This is a genomic window from Mesorhizobium kowhaii (assembly GCF_003253745.1).
In the GTDB taxonomy this organism is placed as follows: domain Bacteria; phylum Pseudomonadota; class Alphaproteobacteria; order Rhizobiales; family Rhizobiaceae; genus Mesorhizobium; species Mesorhizobium kowhaii.
In genome coordinates this window covers 175,512-193,425 of sequence record NZ_MZXV01000076.1, presented here as the reverse complement: position 1 = coordinate 193,425, position 17,914 = coordinate 175,512, and the positions used below count along the sequence as shown (strand labels likewise).

Genomic DNA, 17,914 nt, shown 5'->3' with positions numbered 1-17,914 from the left:
AGACCCATATGGTTGACGGGTTTGCCAAACCATGGTGAACACCCGGACCATATCCAATGAACTGCCGAGCTGTCGCCCGCAGTCCGCATGCTTTTAAGTGAAAAACGTCCCATGGCAACCGAACGATACAATCCGCGCGCGTCAGAGCCCAAATGGCAAAAGGCCTGGGACGCCAAGAAGCTTTTCGAAGCGCACAACGACGATCCGCGTCCGAAATACTACGTGCTGGAGATGTTCCCCTATCCGTCGGGGCGCATCCATATCGGCCACACCCGCAACTACACGATGGGCGACGTGGTGGCGCGCTACAAGCGAGCCAAGGGCTTCAACGTGCTGCATCCGATGGGCTGGGACGCCTTCGGCATGCCGGCCGAGAACGCGGCGATGCAGAACAAGGTCCATCCCAAGGAATGGACCTACCAGAACATCGCCACGATGCGCGAGCAGCTCAAGGTCATGGGCCTGTCGCTGGACTGGGCGCGTGAATTCGCCACCTGCGACGTCGACTATTACCACCGCCAGCAGATGCTGTTCCTCGATTTTGTCGAGAAGGGGCTGGTGACGCGCAAATCCTCCAAGGTCAACTGGGATCCGGAGGACATGACCGTGCTCGCCAACGAGCAGGTCATCGACGGGCGCGGCTGGCGTTCGGGCGCGTTGGTCGAACAGCGCGAACTGACGCAGTGGTTCTTCAGGATCACCGACTTCGCGCAGGACCTGCTGGATTCGCTCGACGGCCTCGACGAATGGCCGGAAAAAGTGAAGCTGATGCAGCAGAACTGGATCGGCCGCTCCGAGGGCCTGCTGATCCGCTGGCCGCTGGCCGACGCCATCGGTGGCGAGCATGAGCTGGAAGTCTATACGACAAGGCCCGACACCATTTTCGGCGCCTCCTTCATGGCTGTCGCCGCCGATCATCCGCTGGCCAGGAAGGCTGCGGAGACCAATCCGGGGCTGGCCAAGTTCGTCGACGAGGTCCGCCATATGGGCACTTCGGTGGCGGCGCTGGAGACGGCCGAGAAGAAGGGCTTTGACACCGGCATCCGCGTCGTTCATCCGTTTGACGACAGCTGGACGCTGCCCGTCTATGTCGCCAATTTCGTGCTGATGGAATACGGCACCGGCGCCATCTTCGGCTGTCCGTCCGGCGACCAGCGCGACCTCGACTTCGCCAACAAATACGGCCTGCCGGTGATCCCGGTGGTGATGCCGGAAGGCGAGAATCCAGCGAGCTTCCAAATCATCGATGGAGCCTATGACGGCGACGGCGTGATGATCAATTCGCGCTTCCTCGACGGCATGAAGCCGGACCAGGCCTTCGACGAGGTCGCGAAACTGCTGGAGCAGAAGACCATCGGCAACCGGCCGATGGCCGAGCGCAAGGTGAATTTCCGCCTGCGCGACTGGGGCATTTCGCGCCAGCGTTACTGGGGCTGCCCGATCCCGATGATCCATTGCGAGGATTGCGGCGTGGTGCCGGTGCCGAAGGCCGACCTGCCGGTCAGGCTGCCCGACGATGTCGATTTTGACCGGCCGGGCAATCCGCTCGATCGCCATCCGACCTGGCGGCATGTGAAGTGCCCGCAATGCGGCAAGGAAGCGCGGCGCGAAACCGACACGATGGACACGTTCGTCGATTCGTCCTGGTATTTCGCCCGCTTCACGGCGCCCTGGGCGTATGAGCCGACCGATCCCAAGGCAGCGAATGAGTGGCTGGCGGTCGACCAGTATATTGGCGGCATCGAGCACGCGATCCTGCACCTGCTCTATTCGCGCTTCTTCACTCGCGCCATGCGCGAGACCGGCCATGTCGGCCTGGCCGAGCCGTTCAAGGGCCTGTTCACGCAAGGCATGGTGGTGCACGAAACCTACCGAGTCGGCTCGTCATCGAATGGCCGCTGGCTGGCGCCCACCGAAGTGCGGCTGGAGGACGTTGACGGCAAGCGCCAGGCCATCGACATCGCCACCGGCGAAGCCGTGACGATCGGCCCGCTCGAAAAGATGTCGAAGTCGAAGAAGAACACGGTGAGCCCGGAAGACATCACCGACGGCTACGGCGCCGACACGGCGCGCTGGTTCATGCTGTCGGACTCGCCGCCCGAGCGCGATGTTGAATGGACCGACGATGGCGCCGCCGGCGCGCATCGCTTCATCCAGCGCATCTGGCGCCTGGTGTCGACGGCGGCGGAAACGCTGGTGGGTGTCGAGCCCGTGGCGGCTGGTGGCGGCGAAGCTGGAGTGGTCTCCAAGGCGGCGCACAAGATCCTGAAAGCGGTCGGCGAAGATATCGAGAAGCTCGCCTTCAACCGCGCCATCGCTCGCATCTACGAACTGGCCAACGCACTGACCACGCCGCTCAACGAAGTGGCCGAAGGCAAGGCCGATGCGGCGCTGAAAGGCGCTTGCCGGCAGGCCGTGGAGCTACTCGTGCATCTGATCGCGCCGGTCATGCCGCATCTGGCCGAGGAGTGCTGGGAAACGCTCGGCGGCACCGATCTGGTCGCCGAACGGCCTTGGCCGGTCTTCGATCCGGCACTGGTCGTCGACAACGAAGTTATCTATCCGGTACAGGTCAACGGCAAGAAGCGGGGGGATTTGACAATTGCCCGCGACGCGGACCAAGGTGCGGTCGAAAAAGCGGTATTGGCTCTCGACTTCGTGCAGAAAGCGCTCGAAGGTAAGGCTCCGCGCAAGGTGATCATCGTGCCGCAGAGGATCGTCAATGTCGTTGCCTGATCGGGAAAAGACAGAGCTGAACCGCTTGCTGCGCCGCATGGCGCTTGCCGGCCTTGTCGGCTCGCTTGCGCTGGTTTCAGCCTGCACGGTGCGGCCGCTCTATTCGAACGCGCCGTTGTCGACCGGCTCGACCGTCAGCGCCAATGCCGAACTGGCGTCGATCGGCATCAAGCCGGTCAACACGCGTTTCGGCCAGCAGGTGCGCAACAATTTGATCTTTGGGTTTGGACGAGGCGCCGGCGAACCGGCCTCGCCCGTCTATTCGCTCTTTCTCGGTGTGGGCGAAGCCGTCGAGTCCTCGGCACTCGTGCAGGTCGGAACCGACGAAGACGAGCCGACCGCCGGTTCCGTGACGCTGACCGCCAATTATACGCTGAGCGATGCCAAGACCGGTGCGAAGATCGCGTCCGGGAGGCGCTCGATCACCTCGTCCTTCGACAGGCCGCGTCAGGAATTCGCCTCATACCGGGCGCAGATCGACGCCGAGAACCGTGCCGCGCGCGAACTGGCCGAAGCGCTGCAGCTGTCCATCGCCCAGGACCTGGTCAGGCACGGCAAGACGGCGGGCTAGACCCCTTCCAAACCTGGATCAACAAAAAAGGCCGATTGCTCGGCCTTTTTTATTTGAAACGGTATTGGCCTCAGCCGATCGCCATCTCAGCCGATAGATTGGCCGGTCTTTGCCCAGTCGGCGAGGAACTGTTCCAGGCCCTTGTCGGTCAGCGGATGCTTGACCAGTGCCTTCAGCGTCGCCGGCGGCGCGGTAACAACATCGGCGCCGATGAGTGCCGCCTGCTTGACATGGTTCACGGTGCGAACCGAAGCAACGAGGATCTCGGTCTGGAAATCGTAATTGTCGTAGATCTGCCGGATCTCCTGGATCAGCTCCATGCCGTCGATGCCGATGTCGTCGATGCGGCCGACGAAGGGCGAGATGAAGGACGCACCGGCCTTGGCCGCCAGAAGCGCCTGGTTGGCCGAGAAGCACAGCGTGACGTTGACCAGGCGGTTCATCTCGGTGCGGATGGTCTTGCAGGCCTTCAGGCCGTCCAGCGTCAGCGGCACCTTGATGCAGACATTGTCGGCGATCTTGGCCAGAACCCTGGCCTGCTGCATCATCTCGGAATATTCGGTGGCGGTGACTTCGGCCGAGACCGGACCCTTGACGATGTCGCAGATCTGCTTGGTGACATCGGCGATCTTGCCGCCGGATTTCAGGATCAGCGATGGGTTGGTGGTGACGCCGTCAAGCAGGCCCAGATCGTTCAGCTCACGGATATCCTTGACGTCGGCGGTGTCGACAAAAAATTTCATGGCGGTCTCCTGACGATTTCGTCGTGCTGGGAAAGGCACGTTCAGCGTTGCGCTTTGATCTAGACCAAAGTCGGGGCAAGGTCACGCCTCATGATCGAAGATTCGCCCTTTGTCGCAGCCGCACCGGTGCTGGTGCCGATGCCCGCCGAACGCCCCTACACCTATGCCGTGCCGGCCGGCATGCGCGTGGTGCCGGGCTCGATCGTGCGCGTGCCGCTCGGTCCGCGCCAGGTCGCCGGCATCGTCTGGGATGGCGCGGTCGAGAAGGTCGATGCGAAAAAGCTGCGCCCGATCGAGCAGGTCTTCGACTGCCCGCCGATCGACCGCGCCATGCGCCGCTTCGTCGACTGGGTGGCGCAGTACACGCTGTCGCCGCCCGGCATGGTGGCGCGAATGCTGCTCAGGGCGCCGGAGGCTTTCGACCCCGAACCATGGATCGAGGGGCTGCAGCGCACCCTCTTAACGCCCGACAGGATGACGGGGGCCCGAGAACGCGTGCTGGAGACGGCCGAAGGCGGCCTTGCCTGGACGCGGTCCGGCCTTGCGCACGCGGCCGGCGTATCGTCGACGGTGATCGACGGGTTGAGGGCACAGGGCGTGTTCGAGACGGTGATGATCCCGCCGCGCCCGGTGGTGGCAACGCCCGACACCAGCTACGCGATACCGGAACTGATGCCGGACCAGAATGACGCCGCGCAGATGTTGCGCGCCAATGTCGCGGCTGGTGTGTTCAATGTCGCGCTGCTCGACGGCGTCACCGGGTCGGGCAAGACGGAAGTCTATTTCGAGGCGGTGGCGGCCGCGCTCGACCAGGGCAAGCAGGTGCTGATCCTGCTGCCGGAAATCGCGCTGACGCACGCCTTTCTCGAGCGCTTCCAGCAGCGTTTCGGCGCCAAGCCGGGCGAATGGCACTCGGACCTGCCGCCACGGATGCGGGAACGGGTCTGGCGGCAAGTGGCGGAAGGCGGCGTGCGCGTCGTCGCCGGCGCGCGCTCGGCGCTGTTCCTGCCGTTCAGGGAGCTTGGCCTGATCGTCGTCGACGAGGAGCATGACCCCGCCTACAAGCAGGAAGACCGCGTCTTCTATAATGCGCGCGATATGGCGGTGGTGCGCGGCCATATCGGCAGCTTTCCGGTGGTGCTGGCGTCGGCGACGCCATCGGTCGAAAGCCGGGTCAACGCCAGCCAGGGCCGCTACAACAGGGCCGTGCTTTCCGCCCGCTTTGCCGAGGCGGCTCTTCCTCATCTCAAGGCAGTCGACATGCGGCGAGCGTCACCAGCGCGCGGCGGCTTCCTGTCGCCGGCGCTGCTCGACCAAATGCGCCAGACGCTGGAGAGGAAGGAGCAATCGCTGCTGTTCCTCAACCGGCGCGGCTATGCGCCGCTGACGCTGTGCCGGGTCTGCGGCCACCGCTTCGGCTGCCCGGTGTGCTCGGCCTGGCTGGTCGAGCATCGCTTTCGCGGCCAGCTGGTCTGCCATCATTGCGGACACAATGAGCGCCGCCCCGAAGCCTGCCCGGAATGCGGCACGCTGGACCATCTGGTTGCTTGCGGACCCGGCGTCGAACGCATCGCCGAAGAGGTCGTCGCGCATTTTCCGGATGCGCGCACCATCGTTTTGTCATCCGACCTGATGGGCGGCGTGCGGCGGTTGCGGCTGGAGCTGGAGGCGATCGCCAATGGCGAGGCCGACATCGTCATCGGCACGCAGCTTGTCGCCAAGGGGCATAACTTCCCCAATATGACCTTGGTCGGTGTCGTCGATGCCGATCTCGGTCTCGCCAATGGCGATCCGCGCGCCGCCGAGCGCACCTTCCAGCTGCTCAGCCAGGTCACCGGCCGCGCCGGCCGCACCGGCAAGAAGAGCCTCGGCCTGCTGCAGACTTTTCAGCCCGACCATCCGGTGATGCGGGCGATCGTCTCCGGCGATGCCGAGGCTTTTTACGAGCGCGAGATCGCCGAGCGTGAACGGGCAGCCTTGCCGCCCTTCGGCCGGCTCGCCGGCGTCATCGTCAGCGCCGTGACGCGGGCGGAAGCCGAGGGCCATGCGCGCGGCCTGCGCCGTGCCGCGCCCGAGGCCACCGATCTGTTCGTGCTGGGACCAGCGGAGGCGCCGTTGTCATTGCTCGGCGGCCGTCACCGCTTTCGCCTGCTGATCCAGGGCGAGCGGCGCGCCGACATGCAAGGCTTCATCCGCGCCATGTTGGCCAATGGCCCGAAACAGCGCGGCTCGGTCAGGGTACAGGTCGACATCGATCCGCAGAGCTTTTTGTAAGGTCGCGATTTCAGCGCTAGGCTGCCTCAAAGCCGGCGAGACAGGAAGATCATATGAAAACCCTTGGCCTTCTGGGCGGCATGAGCTGGGAATCAACAGCGATCTATTATCGCCTGCTCAACGAGATCGTGCGCGAGCGTCTCGGCGGGCTGCATTCGGCGAAGCTGCTGCTGTGGTCGTTCGACTTCGCCGAGATCGCCGAGCGGCAGCATCACGGTGACTGGGACGGCGCCGGCGTGCTTCTCGTCGAAGCGGCGCGCAGACTTGAGGCGGGCGGCGCGGAAGGCCTGCTACTGTGCACCAACACCATGCACAAGCTGGCCGACCAGGTGCAAGCATCGGTGTCGATCCCGCTGATCCACATCGCCGACGCTACCGCGGCGGCCGTCAAGCGCGCCGGCATGCAGCGCCCGGCGCTGCTGGCAACGCGGTTCACGATGGAGCAGGATTTCTACAAGGGCCGGCTTGCCGACAAATATGGTCTGCGGCCGGTCGTGCCCGATGCAGCCGGCCGCGACATGGTCCATCGCGTCATCTACGAGGAACTGTGCCAGGGCGTCGTCACCGAAGCCTCGAAAGTGGCCTATATCGCCGAGACCGAACGCCTGCGGCGCGACGAGGCCGCCGACAGCGTCATCATGGGCTGCACCGAGATCACCATGCTGATCGGCCAGCCGGATTTCGACATTCCGGTCTTCGACACGACGCGCATCCATGCCGAGGCCGCGGTGGCCTTCATGCTGCCGGAAGCAATTCCAAAAAAAGTGTGAAACGGTTTTCCCTGGAAAAGCGCCTAGCGCTTTCCCTGGGGAATTGCGTCAAAGCAGAGATCAGGGCTGGACGGCGACATTTCCGCTGCCGACCACTTTTAGCTTCCATCCGTCTGCTTGCGTGCCGGCGAGATTGAGATGCCCGACCAGGAAATACAGGCGATCGGTATCGGGGCCCTTGGCGGTGCAGAATCGATCCTGCAGATAGGACGGAGGCGTCGCCTGGTAGTAGAGGTCAGCCTCGATGCTGGCAGGGCGTGCGCCCTTCGGCAAATCGGCAAGCGGTATCGAGTAGCTCAGCGTGTCGCTGCCGCCCGATATGTAGTCGGGGTCGTCCTCGACAGCGGTCGTGCCGACATCGACGGCGAGTTCCTCATCGGCGCCCAATGCCTTGGCGATTTCGAGCCGGCTTTCGACCGGGAGGAAGCCCGCCGGCAATATCCGGTTGTCCTTAACCTCCGTGCAGATCGACAGGAAGCTGGTCGTCAGTTCGCCTTCCGGCTTCGCATGAGCATTGCAGACCGGATTGGGCGTATTGGCGGGCGGCGTGGAGACCAGTTCCTGATAGATCTGAACCTGATCCTGCCGCGTGATCTTCTGGTAATGCGGCTGATGCGGCCGTTCGCCAGGGTGGACGCGGCCGGAACAATCATCCTTCCACCAAAGCTCGCCATCGAGTGGCTTGCCGTCGGCGTCGACGATCACGCCGGCGGCGTTGGTGCGACCGGAGACCCAGAGCTGCTCGCCGTTCTGGTCGAGCACGCTGAAGGTGAGAAACGCACGCCGGAAACCCACTCCGGAGGGAAACTTGTGACCGGCCAGGTTCTTCACCGTCACCTTGGCATCGAGCGCTTCGGCGCTCATGGCAAGGTCGCTGATGGCGACGGTGGCGGTCGCCTGCGAGGCCTGGTCCAGCATTGCCTGCTCGGTGAGGACGAGAGGATCGAGAGCCTTCTTGCCCATCATCGGATCGCGCGTCCTGATGCCGAAGACATCGGGAAACTGCTGCGCCATCTTGACCAGGAAGACATTGAGGCCGACGAGCGTGTGGCGGGCAAATCCCGCGCGAACCGAAAGATCCGGTGCGTTGCTGGACTCGGTCTGCGGGAAATTCAGATTTTCCTGGATGCTGGCGATCTTGCTCATCGTCGGCGATCCGTCCTGTTCCGTCGATGGCATGTGACAGCCCTGGCAGCTGCGCGGTGTGGCGCCGGCGCCCAGCGGAAGCGGTCCGTCCGGCGTGCTGCCGGTTCGATAGGCGCTGAACGCCCATTCCGGATAGGTCGTCTGCTCGTAGATATGCGCCAAGGTGTTGGTGCCCTGCAGAACCGGCAAATGAACCGTGTGGCACGTCCCGCAAACCTCGGAGCTCATGATCGTGGCGTCGTGGACCGGTTTGATGCCCAGCGCCGTATGCATCGGCCCGACTTCCGGTTTCTCGAAGGGGCCGATGAGCGTATCGGGCGAACCGACCATGAAGCTGCCGGTGAAGGTCTTGGCAAAACCGGTCGCGTGCGGATTGAGCAGCGCCTGCCGCTCGTCGACGCAGGTGTTCTGCGGCGCATCGCCGAGCGGTCCGCTGGCCTTGCTGTTGAGCACCATGCGGTGACAGGAGGTGCAGGTAATGCCATCGCGGGCAAGCATGCCGTAATTGGCGTGCGCGGCACTTGGATTGTCGGCGGGCCAGGGAGTCGCATCGACCATGTCGCGCGAGAACAGTTCGCATTTGCCCGAGCGCGCCTTCTCGTCGATGTGAAACTGCCGTTCTCCGGCGATGCCGTGGCAGCCAAGGCAAACGTCCTGCACGACACCGGACATTTTGGGGTGAAAGCTTTGCGTTTCACTGGCCAGCTGCGCGAAAAATATCGGGTCGCGGCCTCCCAGCCCCATCGGCGAGGTTCGCCAGGTCGCCAGCGGCGACAGATTGATCAAGCCATCGCCATGCGGGTTTGGCTTGGTCATGTCGAACTGCAGCCCGGTGCTGCCGGCATCATGACAACCGAGGCACTGGCTCGAGGTCAGGAACGTATCGGACGCATCGGGACCTTTGGCCCCGACCCAGGTGTTGTCGTAAGTTTCGGAAGGCATGCGCGAGACGGTCTCATAGGTCGGCATCTCGCGGACATAGGCCTGCAGCGCGACGATCACGTCGGCGTTCGGACTGTAGAGCGGTTCGCCAAGACGCGGGTTGGCATTGACCGGCAAAACGACGGCTTGGTGCAAGGTCGTTGCCGGCGCTCCCTTGAAGAAATCCTGTGCGAGATAGTTGAGCGGCTTGCCTGGCTCACCCGCGATGTTCTTGGGAGATGCGAAGGTCAGATTGTCGGCCGCCGAGGCATGACAGTTCATGCAGTACTGGGCGAAGCCCATGTTGGGCAGGCTGTTGTTGTCGGCCGGGAGAGCTGGCCAATCCGGAGTCCAGCCGCTCTGGCTGCCAAAGCCGTACCAGCCCCAGAACCAGCCATCGTAAGAGTCGCTGGCATCGCGGATCATGATCGCGGCGCCGCTGGTTGGAAAAAGTCTGAGGGGATCGACCGTCCGGCAATCCGACGCCGGCTCCGAAAACATCTCCTTCACCATGATGGCGCCGTCGGGAACCGGCGGCGGATGATCGGCCTCGCCGTCGGCCGAGCGGTTCTTGCGAAGCCAGTCCATCATGTCAGGCGAATACCAGATCATCACCGGTGCATGGGTTCCCTGGTCGAGGCCCTGCCAGGCGCCGTTGACCAGGGTCGCGATGCGCGGCCCGGCCTGGCGCACGTATTTGTCGTGTACCCATCCGGCAGCCTCGTCGCGATAACAGTAACTGCCCAGATATTGGTTGAGCTTGTTCTCGTAGTCTCCCAGCGACAGCGCCGAGGGCTTCCTGACCGTGGCCTCGAGCTGCTGGCAGACCAAAGGATCGGCGGGAGCCATGACCGTCGGCCGTTCGGCGATGCAGTCCGCGCGTGCGCCCTGCGTGATCCCGACAAGGGCTGCCGCAACGACCCAGATGCTGGCCAGATGCAACGCCCGACAAAGATCCGGCATGATCGTCTCCGAATTTCGAGATCCTGCCTGCCGCACTCCGTCCGCGCAGATTTCACAAGTGATCGTGAAACATGTGAATTTGCTAAACTAAACAAGAAGTCGGCGAAAGGTACATTTGAAGCATAATACTTGCGTTACGTTACGGCAAGGCATGCAATCTATACTGTTGAAGAAATTGTGCCGCGGATCCTCTTGTCCAGAGGTTGTTTGCCTGGCAGCCGAATCGGCCGCGAAGCCGCGAGCGGGCAGCCCATATCAGGCGATGACATTTCCAATGCGGCCTTGCCGAACCCCCGACTTTCCGGCTGCGCGCTTGACTTCCTCCACGGGCGACATTCAATGCATCCAGAATTGCTGTGAGGGGGAGGCAAGATGGATTTTGCGTTTCCGTGGCCGATGAGCCAGGGCGAATGGCTGGCCTGGTCGAGCGCCGTCGTCACCGTGCTGCTGGGCCTTTTGTTTTTTCTGGCGCCTAGCCTGGCCTTCCGGATCCTTCGGCTGCAGGTCAAGCCCGAGAAGGTGGCGGCGATCGCCGAAGGGCGCGGCAGGATGTCGGGCTTCTATCTGGGCGTCGGCCTGTGCTGCATCCTGCTCGCGCAGCCGCTGATCTACATGACGCTTGGCTTCTCCTGGCTGTTCACCGCCTTCGGCCGGCTGCTGTCGATGATGTCGGATGGCGCCAATACGCCTTTCAATTGGGTGTCCATTGTGGTGGAGTTGGCATTGGCGGCGTTGCCACTCGCCTTCGCCTTCGGCTTTCTGCCTTGAATCCTTGGGGTTTCCGGGGCGGAAGACGGGGTTCTTTCGCCAGATGCGACAATAGTGCCTGAAAACCATGCGGAACGACGCATTGCGGTCTTAAAATGCCTGTGCTAGACGGCAATCGACTTTCGGCCGGGGATAGCGGAAGCCGCGCCTCCGTGCTTGGAAAAATGCAGTAAGGTCAAAGATTTAGCCAGAGTTTTTGCTCGCGCCAACAATCTGCGGCCTGTCAGACAAGAGAAAAGACGGTCCGTGGCCCAATCGTCATCGCCAATCTCAGGTGTCGCAGAGCGCTATGCGGGTTCGCTGTTCGAACTCGCCCTGCAGGCAAATTCAGTCGCCAAGGTCGAGGCAGACCTCAGCAGTTTCGAAGCGATGCTCGCGGGCAGCGCCGACCTGACCCGGCTGATCAACAGCCCGGTGTTTTCCAGCGAGGACCAGGCCAAGGCCATCGCGGCGATCGCCGACAGGGCCGGGATTACCGGCCTCACCGGCAATTTCCTGCGCGTCGTCGCCCGCAACCGCCGGCTGTTCGCCATTCCCGGCATGATCAGGGCGTTCCGCCAGATCGCCGCCGAACATCGTGGCGAGACCGCTGCTGAAGTGACGTCGGCGCATGAGCTGACCGCTGCCCAGCAGACCGAACTCAAGGCGGCGCTGAAGAGCGTTGCCGGCAAGGACGTGGCCATCTCCGTCACCGTCGATCCGTCGCTGCTCGGCGGGCTGGTGGTCAAGATGGGCTCGCGCCAGATCGATACGTCGCTCAAAACCAAACTCAATTCGCTCAAGCTTGCACTGAAAGAGGTCGGCTGATGGACATCCGCGCCGCGGAAATTTCCGCAATTCTGAAAGACCAGATCAAGAATTTCGGCAAGGAGGCCGAGGTCTCCGAAGTCGGACAGGTGCTGTCCGTCGGTGACGGTATCGCCCGCGTCTACGGCCTCGACAATGTCCAGGCCGGCGAGATGGTCGAATTCCCCGGCGGCATCCGCGGCATGGCGCTCAACCTCGAAGCCGACAATGTCGGCGTCGTCATCTTCGGCGCCGACCGCGACATCAAGGAAGGCGACATCGTCAAGCGCACCGGCGCCATCGTCGACGTCCCCGTCGGTCCGGGCCTGCTCGGCCGCGTCGTCGACGCGCTCGGCAATCCGATCGATGGCAAGGGCCCGATCAAGGCAGTCGAGCGCAAGCGCGTCGACGTCAAGGCGCCCGGCATCATCCCGCGCAAGTCGGTGAACGAGCCGATGTCGACCGGCCTCAAGGCCATCGATGCGCTGATCCCGGTCGGCCGCGGCCAGCGCGAGCTGGTCATCGGCGATCGCCAGACCGGCAAGACCGCCATCATCCTCGACACGATGCTCAACCAGAAATCGGTGCACGACAACGGCCCCGAGAAGGAAAAGCTCTACTGCGTCTACGTCGCCGTCGGCCAGAAACGCTCGACCGTGGCGCAGTTCGTCAAGGTGCTGGAAGAGCGCGGCGCGCTCGAATACTCGATCATCATCGCTGCCACCGCGTCCGATCCGGCGCCGATGCAGTTCCTGGCGCCGTTCGCCGGCTGCACCATGGGCGAATATTTCCGCGACAACGGCATGCATGCGCTGATCAGCTACGACGATCTGTCGAAGCAGGCCGTCGCCTACCGCCAGATGTCGCTGTTGCTGCGCCGCCCGCCGGGCCGCGAAGCCTATCCGGGCGACGTCTTCTACCTGCACTCGCGCCTGCTCGAGCGCGCCGCCAAGCTCAACGACGATTTGGGTGGCGGATCGCTGACCGCCCTGCCGATCATCGAGACGCAGGCCAACGACGTGTCGGCCTATATCCCGACCAACGTGATCTCGATCACCGACGGCCAGATCTTCCTCGAAACCAACCTGTTCTTCCAGGGCATCCGTCCTGCGGTGAACGTCGGCCTCTCGGTCAGCCGAGTCGGCTCGGCCGCGCAGATCAAGGCGATGAAGCAGGTTGCCGGCTCGATCAAGGGCGAGCTCGCGCAGTACCGCGAAATGGCGGCCTTCGCGCAGTTCGGCTCGGATCTCGATGCCGCCACGCAGCGCCTGCTCAACCGCGGATCGCGCCTGACCGAACTCCTGAAGCAGCCGCAGTTCTCGCCGCTGAAGACGGAAGAGCAGGTCGCGGTGATCTTCGCCGGCGTCAACGGTTATCTCGACAAGCTGCCGGTCAACCAGGTCGGCAAGTTCGAGCATGGCCTGCTCAGCCACATGCGTGCGGCCGGCAAGGACGTTCTCGAGGCCATCCGCAAGGAAAAGGCGCTGTCGGACGATCTGCGCGCCAAGCTGAAGGCCGAGATCGACGCTTTCGCCAAGACCTTCGCCTGAGCGAAGCGCAAGACGGGATCAGGTTTGAAGCATGCCTTCATTAAAAGACCTTCGTAACCGTATCGCCTCGGTCAAGGCGACGCAGAAGATCACCAAGGCGATGCAGATGGTCGCCGCGGCGAAGCTGCGCCGTGCGCAAGAGGCCGCGGAAGCGGCGCGCCCCTATTCGGAGCGCATGGGTTCGGTGCTCGCCAACATCACCCAGGCAATCGGCGGCGGTGGCGATGCCCCGGCGCTGATGACCGGCACCGGCAAGGACGACGTGCATCTGCTCGTCGTCTGCACCGCCGAGCGCGGCCTGTGCGGCGGCTTCAATTCGCAGATCGCCCGTCTTGCCCGCGACCACATCCGCAGGCTTTTGGCCGACGGCAAGCAGGTCAAGATCATCTGCGTTGGCAAGAAGGGCTTCGATATCCTGCGCCGCGACTACGCATCGATGATCATCGACCGTGTCGACCTGCGCGAGGTCAAGACGCTAGGTTTCGTCAATGCCGACGCCATCGCCAAGAAGGTTATCCACCTCTTCAACGAGGGCGGCTTCGACATCTGCACGCTGTTCTATTCGCAGTTCAAGTCGGTGATCAGCCAGATCCCGACCGCGCAGCAGATCATTCCGGCCGGTCTCGCTTCGGCTCCGGCCGAGGCGGTGGATGGCGGCAGCGCCGTCTATGAATACGAACCGGAGCCGGGCGAAATCCTCGCCGATCTCATTCCGCGCAACATCTCCGTGCAGGTTTTCCGGGCGCTGCTCGAAAACGCGGCCGGCGAAATGGGCGCCAAGATGAGCGCCATGGACAATGCGACGCGCAACGCAGGCGAGATGATCAACAAGCTGTCGATCACCTACAACCGCCAGCGGCAGGCGCAGATCACCAAGGAACTGATCGAAATCATTTCGGGCGCCGAGGCGCTCTAGGCGCGGTTCGCGGGTCATCGGCCCGCGAGCGAACCGCGTGAGAAACAAAGGACGAAAAAGGGTAAAGACGATGGCGAAAGCAGCGACCCCCAAGACGGCGGCCCCCAAGGCAGCAGCCGCGAAGACCGCAGCCCCCGCGAAGGCGGCCAAGGCTCCGGCAGCAGCCGCGAAGGCGGCTCCGGCCAAGACGGCGGCAGCACCGGCAAAGGCCGCCGCGGCCAGGACACCGGCAGTGGCCACCAAGGCAACCGGCGTTGTCGGCAAGGTCCGCCAGGTCATCGGCGCCGTTGTCGACGTGCAGTTCGGCGATCACCTGCCGGCGATCCTGAACGCGCTCGAGACGACCAATGTCGGCAACCGCCTGGTACTCGAAGTGGCCCAGCATCTGGGTGAAAACACCGTGCGCTGCATCGCCATGGACTCGACCGAAGGTCTGGTGCGCGGCCAGGAAGTGCGCGACACCGGCGCGCCGATCACCGTACCGGTCGGCCCGGGCATGCTCGGCCGCATCATCAACGTCATCGGCGAGCCGGTCGACGAAGAAGGCCCGGTCGACGCAACCGAAATGCGCTCCATCCACCAGCCGGCTCCGACCTATGTCGAGCAGTCGACTGAAGCACAGATCCTGATCACCGGCATCAAGGTGCTCGACCTGCTGGCTCCCTACGCCAAGGGCGGCAAGATCGGCCTGTTTGGCGGCGCCGGCGTCGGCAAGACCGTGCTGATCCAGGAACTGATCAACAACATCGCCAAGGCGCATGGCGGCTACTCGGTGTTCGCCGGTGTTGGCGAGCGTACCCGCGAGGGCAACGATCTCTATCACGAGTTCATCGAGTCCGGCGTCAACAAGAAGGGCGGCGGCGAAGGCTCCAAGGCCGCTCTGGTGTACGGTCAGATGAACGAGCCGCCGGGCGCGCGCGCCCGCGTCGGCCTGACCGGCCTGACGGTTGCGGAATATTTCCGCGACCAGGGCCAGGACGTGCTGTTCTTCGTCGACAACATCTTCCGCTTCACGCAGGCGGGTTCGGAAGTGTCGGCTCTGCTCGGCCGTATTCCCTCGGCCGTCGGCTATCAGCCGACACTCGCCACCGACATGGGCGCGCTGCAGGAACGCATCACCACCACCACCAAGGGCTCGATCACGTCCGTGCAGGCGATCTACGTGCCCGCCGACGATCTGACCGACCCGGCGCCGGCGACCTCGTTCGCCCACCTCGACGCGACGACGACGCTCAACCGCGCCATCGCCGAGAAGGGCATCTACCCGGCCGTCGACCCGCTCGATTCGACCTCGCGCATGCTCGACCCGCTGGTCGTCGGCGACGAGCACTATGGCGTCGCACGCCAGGTGCAGTCGATCCTTCAGCGCTACAAGTCGCTGCAGGACATCATCGCCATCTTGGGCATGGACGAGCTGTCGGAAGAGGACAAGCAGACGGTTGCCCGCGCCCGCAAGATCGAGCGCTTCCTGTCGCAGCCCTTCTTCGTCGCCGAAGTGTTCACCGGCGCGCCGGGCAAGCTGGTCGACCTCGCCGACACCATCAAGGGCTTCAAGGGCCTCTGCAACGGCGACTACGACCACCTTCCGGAAGCTGCCTTCTACATGGTCGGCGGCATCGAGGAAGCGGTCGAGAAGGCACAGCGCCTGGCGGCTGAAGCGGCATAAGAAGCGAATAGCGAATAGGGAGTAGCGAATAGGGGTTTATGAGCCGGGCGCGTTTTTTCACTACTCGCGACTCACTATTCCCTATTCGCTAGATTGATCATGGCTGAAGCTTTCAAGTTCGAACTGGTCTCGCCGGAGCGTTTGCTGGTTTCCGAGCAGGTCGAATCCGTCGTCATTCCCGGCGCCGAGGGCGAGATGACCGTGCTGGCGCATCACGCGCCGGTCATGACCACGATCAAGCCGGGCGTCGTCACGGTGAAGGCCGCGTCGGGTGGCGAAGAGCGCTATGTGGTGTTCGGCGGCTTCGCCGACATCGTTCCTTCCGGCTGCACGCTGCTGGCGGAATCGGCTGTCGCCGTGAAGGACGTCGACCGCGCCGATCTCGCGCGCCGCATCCAGGAAGCCAGGGAAGACGCCGCCGACGCCAAGGACGACCAGGTCCGGAGCAAGGCAGAGCAGTTCCTTAGCCAGCTCACCACGCTGGAAGGCGCCATTCTGCCGGCGTAGAATTCGCTTCAGATGACTAAGTGAAAAGCGGGGCCTTGCCTCGCTTTTTTGTTTAGATGTCCAATGCAGCGAAGGCTGCTGCTGGCCCGCCACGCTGCAGCTGTTCGAGGTGGACGATTGTCAGCTCCATCAATCTTTGGCGCTCCGGCGCGCTTTTGGCAAAGCCGGCCAGATCGAACACCGCGTTGACTGTTTCGGTGGCCGACAAGCGCCTGTCCCGAATCGTCGCCATCGATGTGTCGAGCGGATCGGTGAAATGCGCCTCGGGCAAGGATTTGCCACGCGCCTCGCAAGCGGCGATCCAGGCGGCTACCACCAACATGAGATGCGCCGGCGAGGCGCCTGCACGGAGGCGCTCGATAGCGGAGGCGACGATGCGCTGCGGCAGTTTCTGGCTGCCGTCGTTGGCTATCTGTGCCGTGCGGTGGGCAAGTGCTGTGTTTGAGAAGCGCTTGGCGAGCTCTGCCGTATAGCTCGCTGTATCCAGCCCGGCATTTTTGGGCAGCGTCGGGATGGCTTCGGCCCAAAGCGCATCGACAAAGGCTCTTATCGCCGGATCGGCGAAGGCGCGGTCGACGGTGGCGTGACCGCTGAGCAGGCCGAGATAGGCGATGGCCGAATGCGAGCCGTTGAGCAGCCTGAGCTTCATGTCTTCGAACGGCCGGACGTCGTCGACCATGGTGACGCCGAACTGTTCCCAGGCTGGCCGGCCTCCAGGGAAATTGTCTTCGATCACCCATTGGCAGAACGGCTCGGTCATGACCGGCCAGGCGTCCTCGACGCCGAGTTCGACAGCGATCCGCGCCCGGTCGGCGTCGGTGGTCGCCGGCACGATGCGGTCGACCATGCTGGAGGGAAACGCGACTTGGTCGGCGATTTGACTGGCGAGTTCGGCATCGCGCAACCTGGCGAATTCGATCAGCAGCCGGTGCAGCGTCGCACCATTAGCCGGCAGGTTATCGCAGCACAGCACGGTGAAAGGCGGCGTGCCGACGGCCTGTCGCCGCGCAAGCGCCTCGGTCAGGAAACCATGCGCTGTCTTCGGCGTTTGCGGATTTGCCAGATCGTGGACGATATCGGGATGAGCGGTGTCCAGACCGCCGCTGGCGGACCTTAGATAGGCCTTTTCGGTGATCGTCAGCGTCACGATGCGAGTGCGGGGATCGGTCAGCACGGTGAGCACCGCGTCCGGGTCTTCCGGGGCCACCAGCAGCGCACCGATTGAGCCGATGATGCGAAGCTTCTCCTCGCCGCTGCTCCTGATCGCCAGCGTGTAGAGCCCGTCCTGCGGCGAGAGCGCATCGCGTGTGTCGGCGCTGCGCAGCGAGACGCCGACGATACCCCAGCCGGTCTCGCCAGCCGCCAGGCAGTCGTCGACATAGGCGGCCTGATGGGCGCGATGGAAGGCGCCGACGCCGAGATGCACGATGCCCGGGACGACGCGGCTGCGATCATACGAAGGTGTCGCGACCGAAGCCGGCAATGTTTGTGCCGCCTCGCCGGAAAGGCGTTTTGTCGTCGTGGCTCGGCTGGTCTGGTCGGACGGCATGAACTCGCCTCGGGGATGGTTGGCAAGCGGCGTAACATCCGATTTCTT

At 63.7% G+C, this 17,914-nt stretch carries 13 protein-coding genes; 10 read left to right on the top strand and 3 right to left on the bottom strand.

The window, feature by feature from the left end:
* Positions 1-111 precede the first annotated feature (111 nt).
* On the top strand, positions 112-2,736 hold the full coding sequence (leuS, locus tag B5V02_RS34435) for a leucine--tRNA ligase (RefSeq protein WP_111548402.1): 2,625 nt from the start codon (positions 112-114) through the stop codon (positions 2,734-2,736).
* Positions 2,723-3,307, top strand: coding sequence for an LPS assembly lipoprotein LptE (gene lptE / locus B5V02_RS34430; protein WP_111548401.1), 585 nt, complete (start codon positions 2,723-2,725; stop codon positions 3,305-3,307). The genes leuS and lptE overlap by 14 nt, the downstream gene beginning before the upstream one ends.
* Before the next feature lie 86 nt (positions 3,308-3,393).
* Here the strand turns inward: lptE and fsa are convergent, their stop codons facing one another.
* Positions 3,394-4,050, bottom strand: coding sequence for a fructose-6-phosphate aldolase (gene fsa / locus B5V02_RS34425; protein ID WP_111548400.1), 657 nt, complete (start codon positions 4,048-4,050; stop codon positions 3,394-3,396).
* 90 nt (positions 4,051-4,140) lie between these two features.
* Here fsa and B5V02_RS34420 point away from each other — a divergent pair, with 90 nt between their 5' ends.
* Positions 4,141-6,324: a primosomal protein N' gene (locus B5V02_RS34420; protein WP_111548399.1), complete on the top strand. Its 2,184-nt coding sequence runs from the start codon at positions 4,141-4,143 to the stop codon at positions 6,322-6,324.
* Between the two features lie 53 nt (positions 6,325-6,377).
* Positions 6,378-7,094, top strand: a complete 717-nt coding sequence (locus tag B5V02_RS34415; protein WP_111548398.1) for an aspartate/glutamate racemase family protein — start codon at positions 6,378-6,380, stop codon at positions 7,092-7,094.
* A 60-nt stretch (positions 7,095-7,154) separates the two neighbouring features.
* Here the strand turns inward: B5V02_RS34415 and B5V02_RS34410 are convergent, their stop codons facing one another.
* Entirely contained in the window at positions 7,155-10,124 is a 2,970-nt protein-coding gene (locus B5V02_RS34410; RefSeq protein WP_208647181.1) for a hypothetical protein, read from the bottom strand.
* Between the two features lie 372 nt (positions 10,125-10,496).
* On the opposite strand from B5V02_RS34410, the gene B5V02_RS34405 reads away from it, so the two are divergent.
* The 6 genes from B5V02_RS34405 (at position 10,497) to B5V02_RS34380 (ending at position 16,317) form a co-directional block, all read left to right on the top strand.
* Positions 10,497-10,892: an AGROH133_08824 family phage infection protein gene (locus tag B5V02_RS34405; protein ID WP_111548397.1), complete on the top strand. Its 396-nt coding sequence runs from the start codon at positions 10,497-10,499 to the stop codon at positions 10,890-10,892.
* Positions 10,893-11,138: 246 nt separating this feature from the next.
* Positions 11,139-11,699 (top strand): F0F1 ATP synthase subunit delta, encoded by a 561-nt coding sequence (locus B5V02_RS34400; RefSeq protein WP_111548396.1) that lies wholly within the window; start codon positions 11,139-11,141, stop codon positions 11,697-11,699.
* Positions 11,699-13,228, top strand: a complete 1,530-nt coding sequence (atpA, locus tag B5V02_RS34395) for a F0F1 ATP synthase subunit alpha (RefSeq protein WP_111548395.1) — start codon at positions 11,699-11,701, stop codon at positions 13,226-13,228. The genes B5V02_RS34400 and atpA overlap by 1 nt, the downstream gene beginning before the upstream one ends.
* 31 nt (positions 13,229-13,259) lie before the next feature.
* Positions 13,260-14,144 (top strand): F0F1 ATP synthase subunit gamma, encoded by an 885-nt coding sequence (locus tag B5V02_RS34390; RefSeq protein ID WP_111548394.1) that lies wholly within the window; start codon positions 13,260-13,262, stop codon positions 14,142-14,144.
* Between the two features lie 70 nt (positions 14,145-14,214).
* Positions 14,215-15,810, top strand: coding sequence for a F0F1 ATP synthase subunit beta (gene atpD, locus B5V02_RS34385; RefSeq protein WP_167458789.1), 1,596 nt, complete (start codon positions 14,215-14,217; stop codon positions 15,808-15,810).
* A 99-nt stretch (positions 15,811-15,909) separates the two neighbouring features.
* Complete coding sequence (locus B5V02_RS34380) at positions 15,910-16,317, top strand: F0F1 ATP synthase subunit epsilon (RefSeq protein WP_111548393.1); 408 nt, start codon at positions 15,910-15,912, stop codon at positions 16,315-16,317.
* A 52-nt stretch (positions 16,318-16,369) separates the two neighbouring features.
* On the opposite strand, the gene B5V02_RS34375 is transcribed toward B5V02_RS34380, so the two are convergent.
* Positions 16,370-17,866: a mannitol dehydrogenase family protein gene (locus B5V02_RS34375; RefSeq protein ID WP_111548560.1), complete on the bottom strand. Its 1,497-nt coding sequence runs from the start codon at positions 17,864-17,866 to the stop codon at positions 16,370-16,372.
* Positions 17,867-17,914: the final 48 nt, after the last annotated feature.

What these genes read in the sequence shown, in the direction of transcription:
- leuS (WP_111548402.1), top strand. Translation starts at nt 112, where the DNA reads ATGGCAACCGAACGATACAATCCGCGCGCGTCAGAGCCCAAATGGCAA.
- lptE (WP_111548401.1), top strand. Translation starts at nt 2,723, where the DNA reads ATGTCGTTGCCTGATCGGGAAAAGACAGAGCTGAACCGCTTGCTGCGC.
- fsa (WP_111548400.1), bottom strand. Translation starts at nt 4,050, where the DNA reads ATGAAATTTTTTGTCGACACCGCCGACGTCAAGGATATCCGTGAGCTG.
- B5V02_RS34420 (WP_111548399.1), top strand. Translation starts at nt 4,141, where the DNA reads ATGATCGAAGATTCGCCCTTTGTCGCAGCCGCACCGGTGCTGGTGCCG.
- B5V02_RS34415 (WP_111548398.1), top strand. Translation starts at nt 6,378, where the DNA reads ATGAAAACCCTTGGCCTTCTGGGCGGCATGAGCTGGGAATCAACAGCG.
- B5V02_RS34410 (WP_208647181.1), bottom strand. Translation starts at nt 10,124, where the DNA reads ATGCCGGATCTTTGTCGGGCGTTGCATCTGGCCAGCATCTGGGTCGTT.
- B5V02_RS34405 (WP_111548397.1), top strand. Translation starts at nt 10,497, where the DNA reads ATGGATTTTGCGTTTCCGTGGCCGATGAGCCAGGGCGAATGGCTGGCC.
- atpA (WP_111548395.1), top strand. Translation starts at nt 11,699, where the DNA reads ATGGACATCCGCGCCGCGGAAATTTCCGCAATTCTGAAAGACCAGATC.
- B5V02_RS34390 (WP_111548394.1), top strand. Translation starts at nt 13,260, where the DNA reads ATGCCTTCATTAAAAGACCTTCGTAACCGTATCGCCTCGGTCAAGGCG.
- atpD (WP_167458789.1), top strand. Translation starts at nt 14,215, where the DNA reads ATGGCGAAAGCAGCGACCCCCAAGACGGCGGCCCCCAAGGCAGCAGCC.
- B5V02_RS34380 (WP_111548393.1), top strand. Translation starts at nt 15,910, where the DNA reads ATGGCTGAAGCTTTCAAGTTCGAACTGGTCTCGCCGGAGCGTTTGCTG.
- B5V02_RS34375 (WP_111548560.1), bottom strand. Translation starts at nt 17,866, where the DNA reads ATGCCGTCCGACCAGACCAGCCGAGCCACGACGACAAAACGCCTTTCC.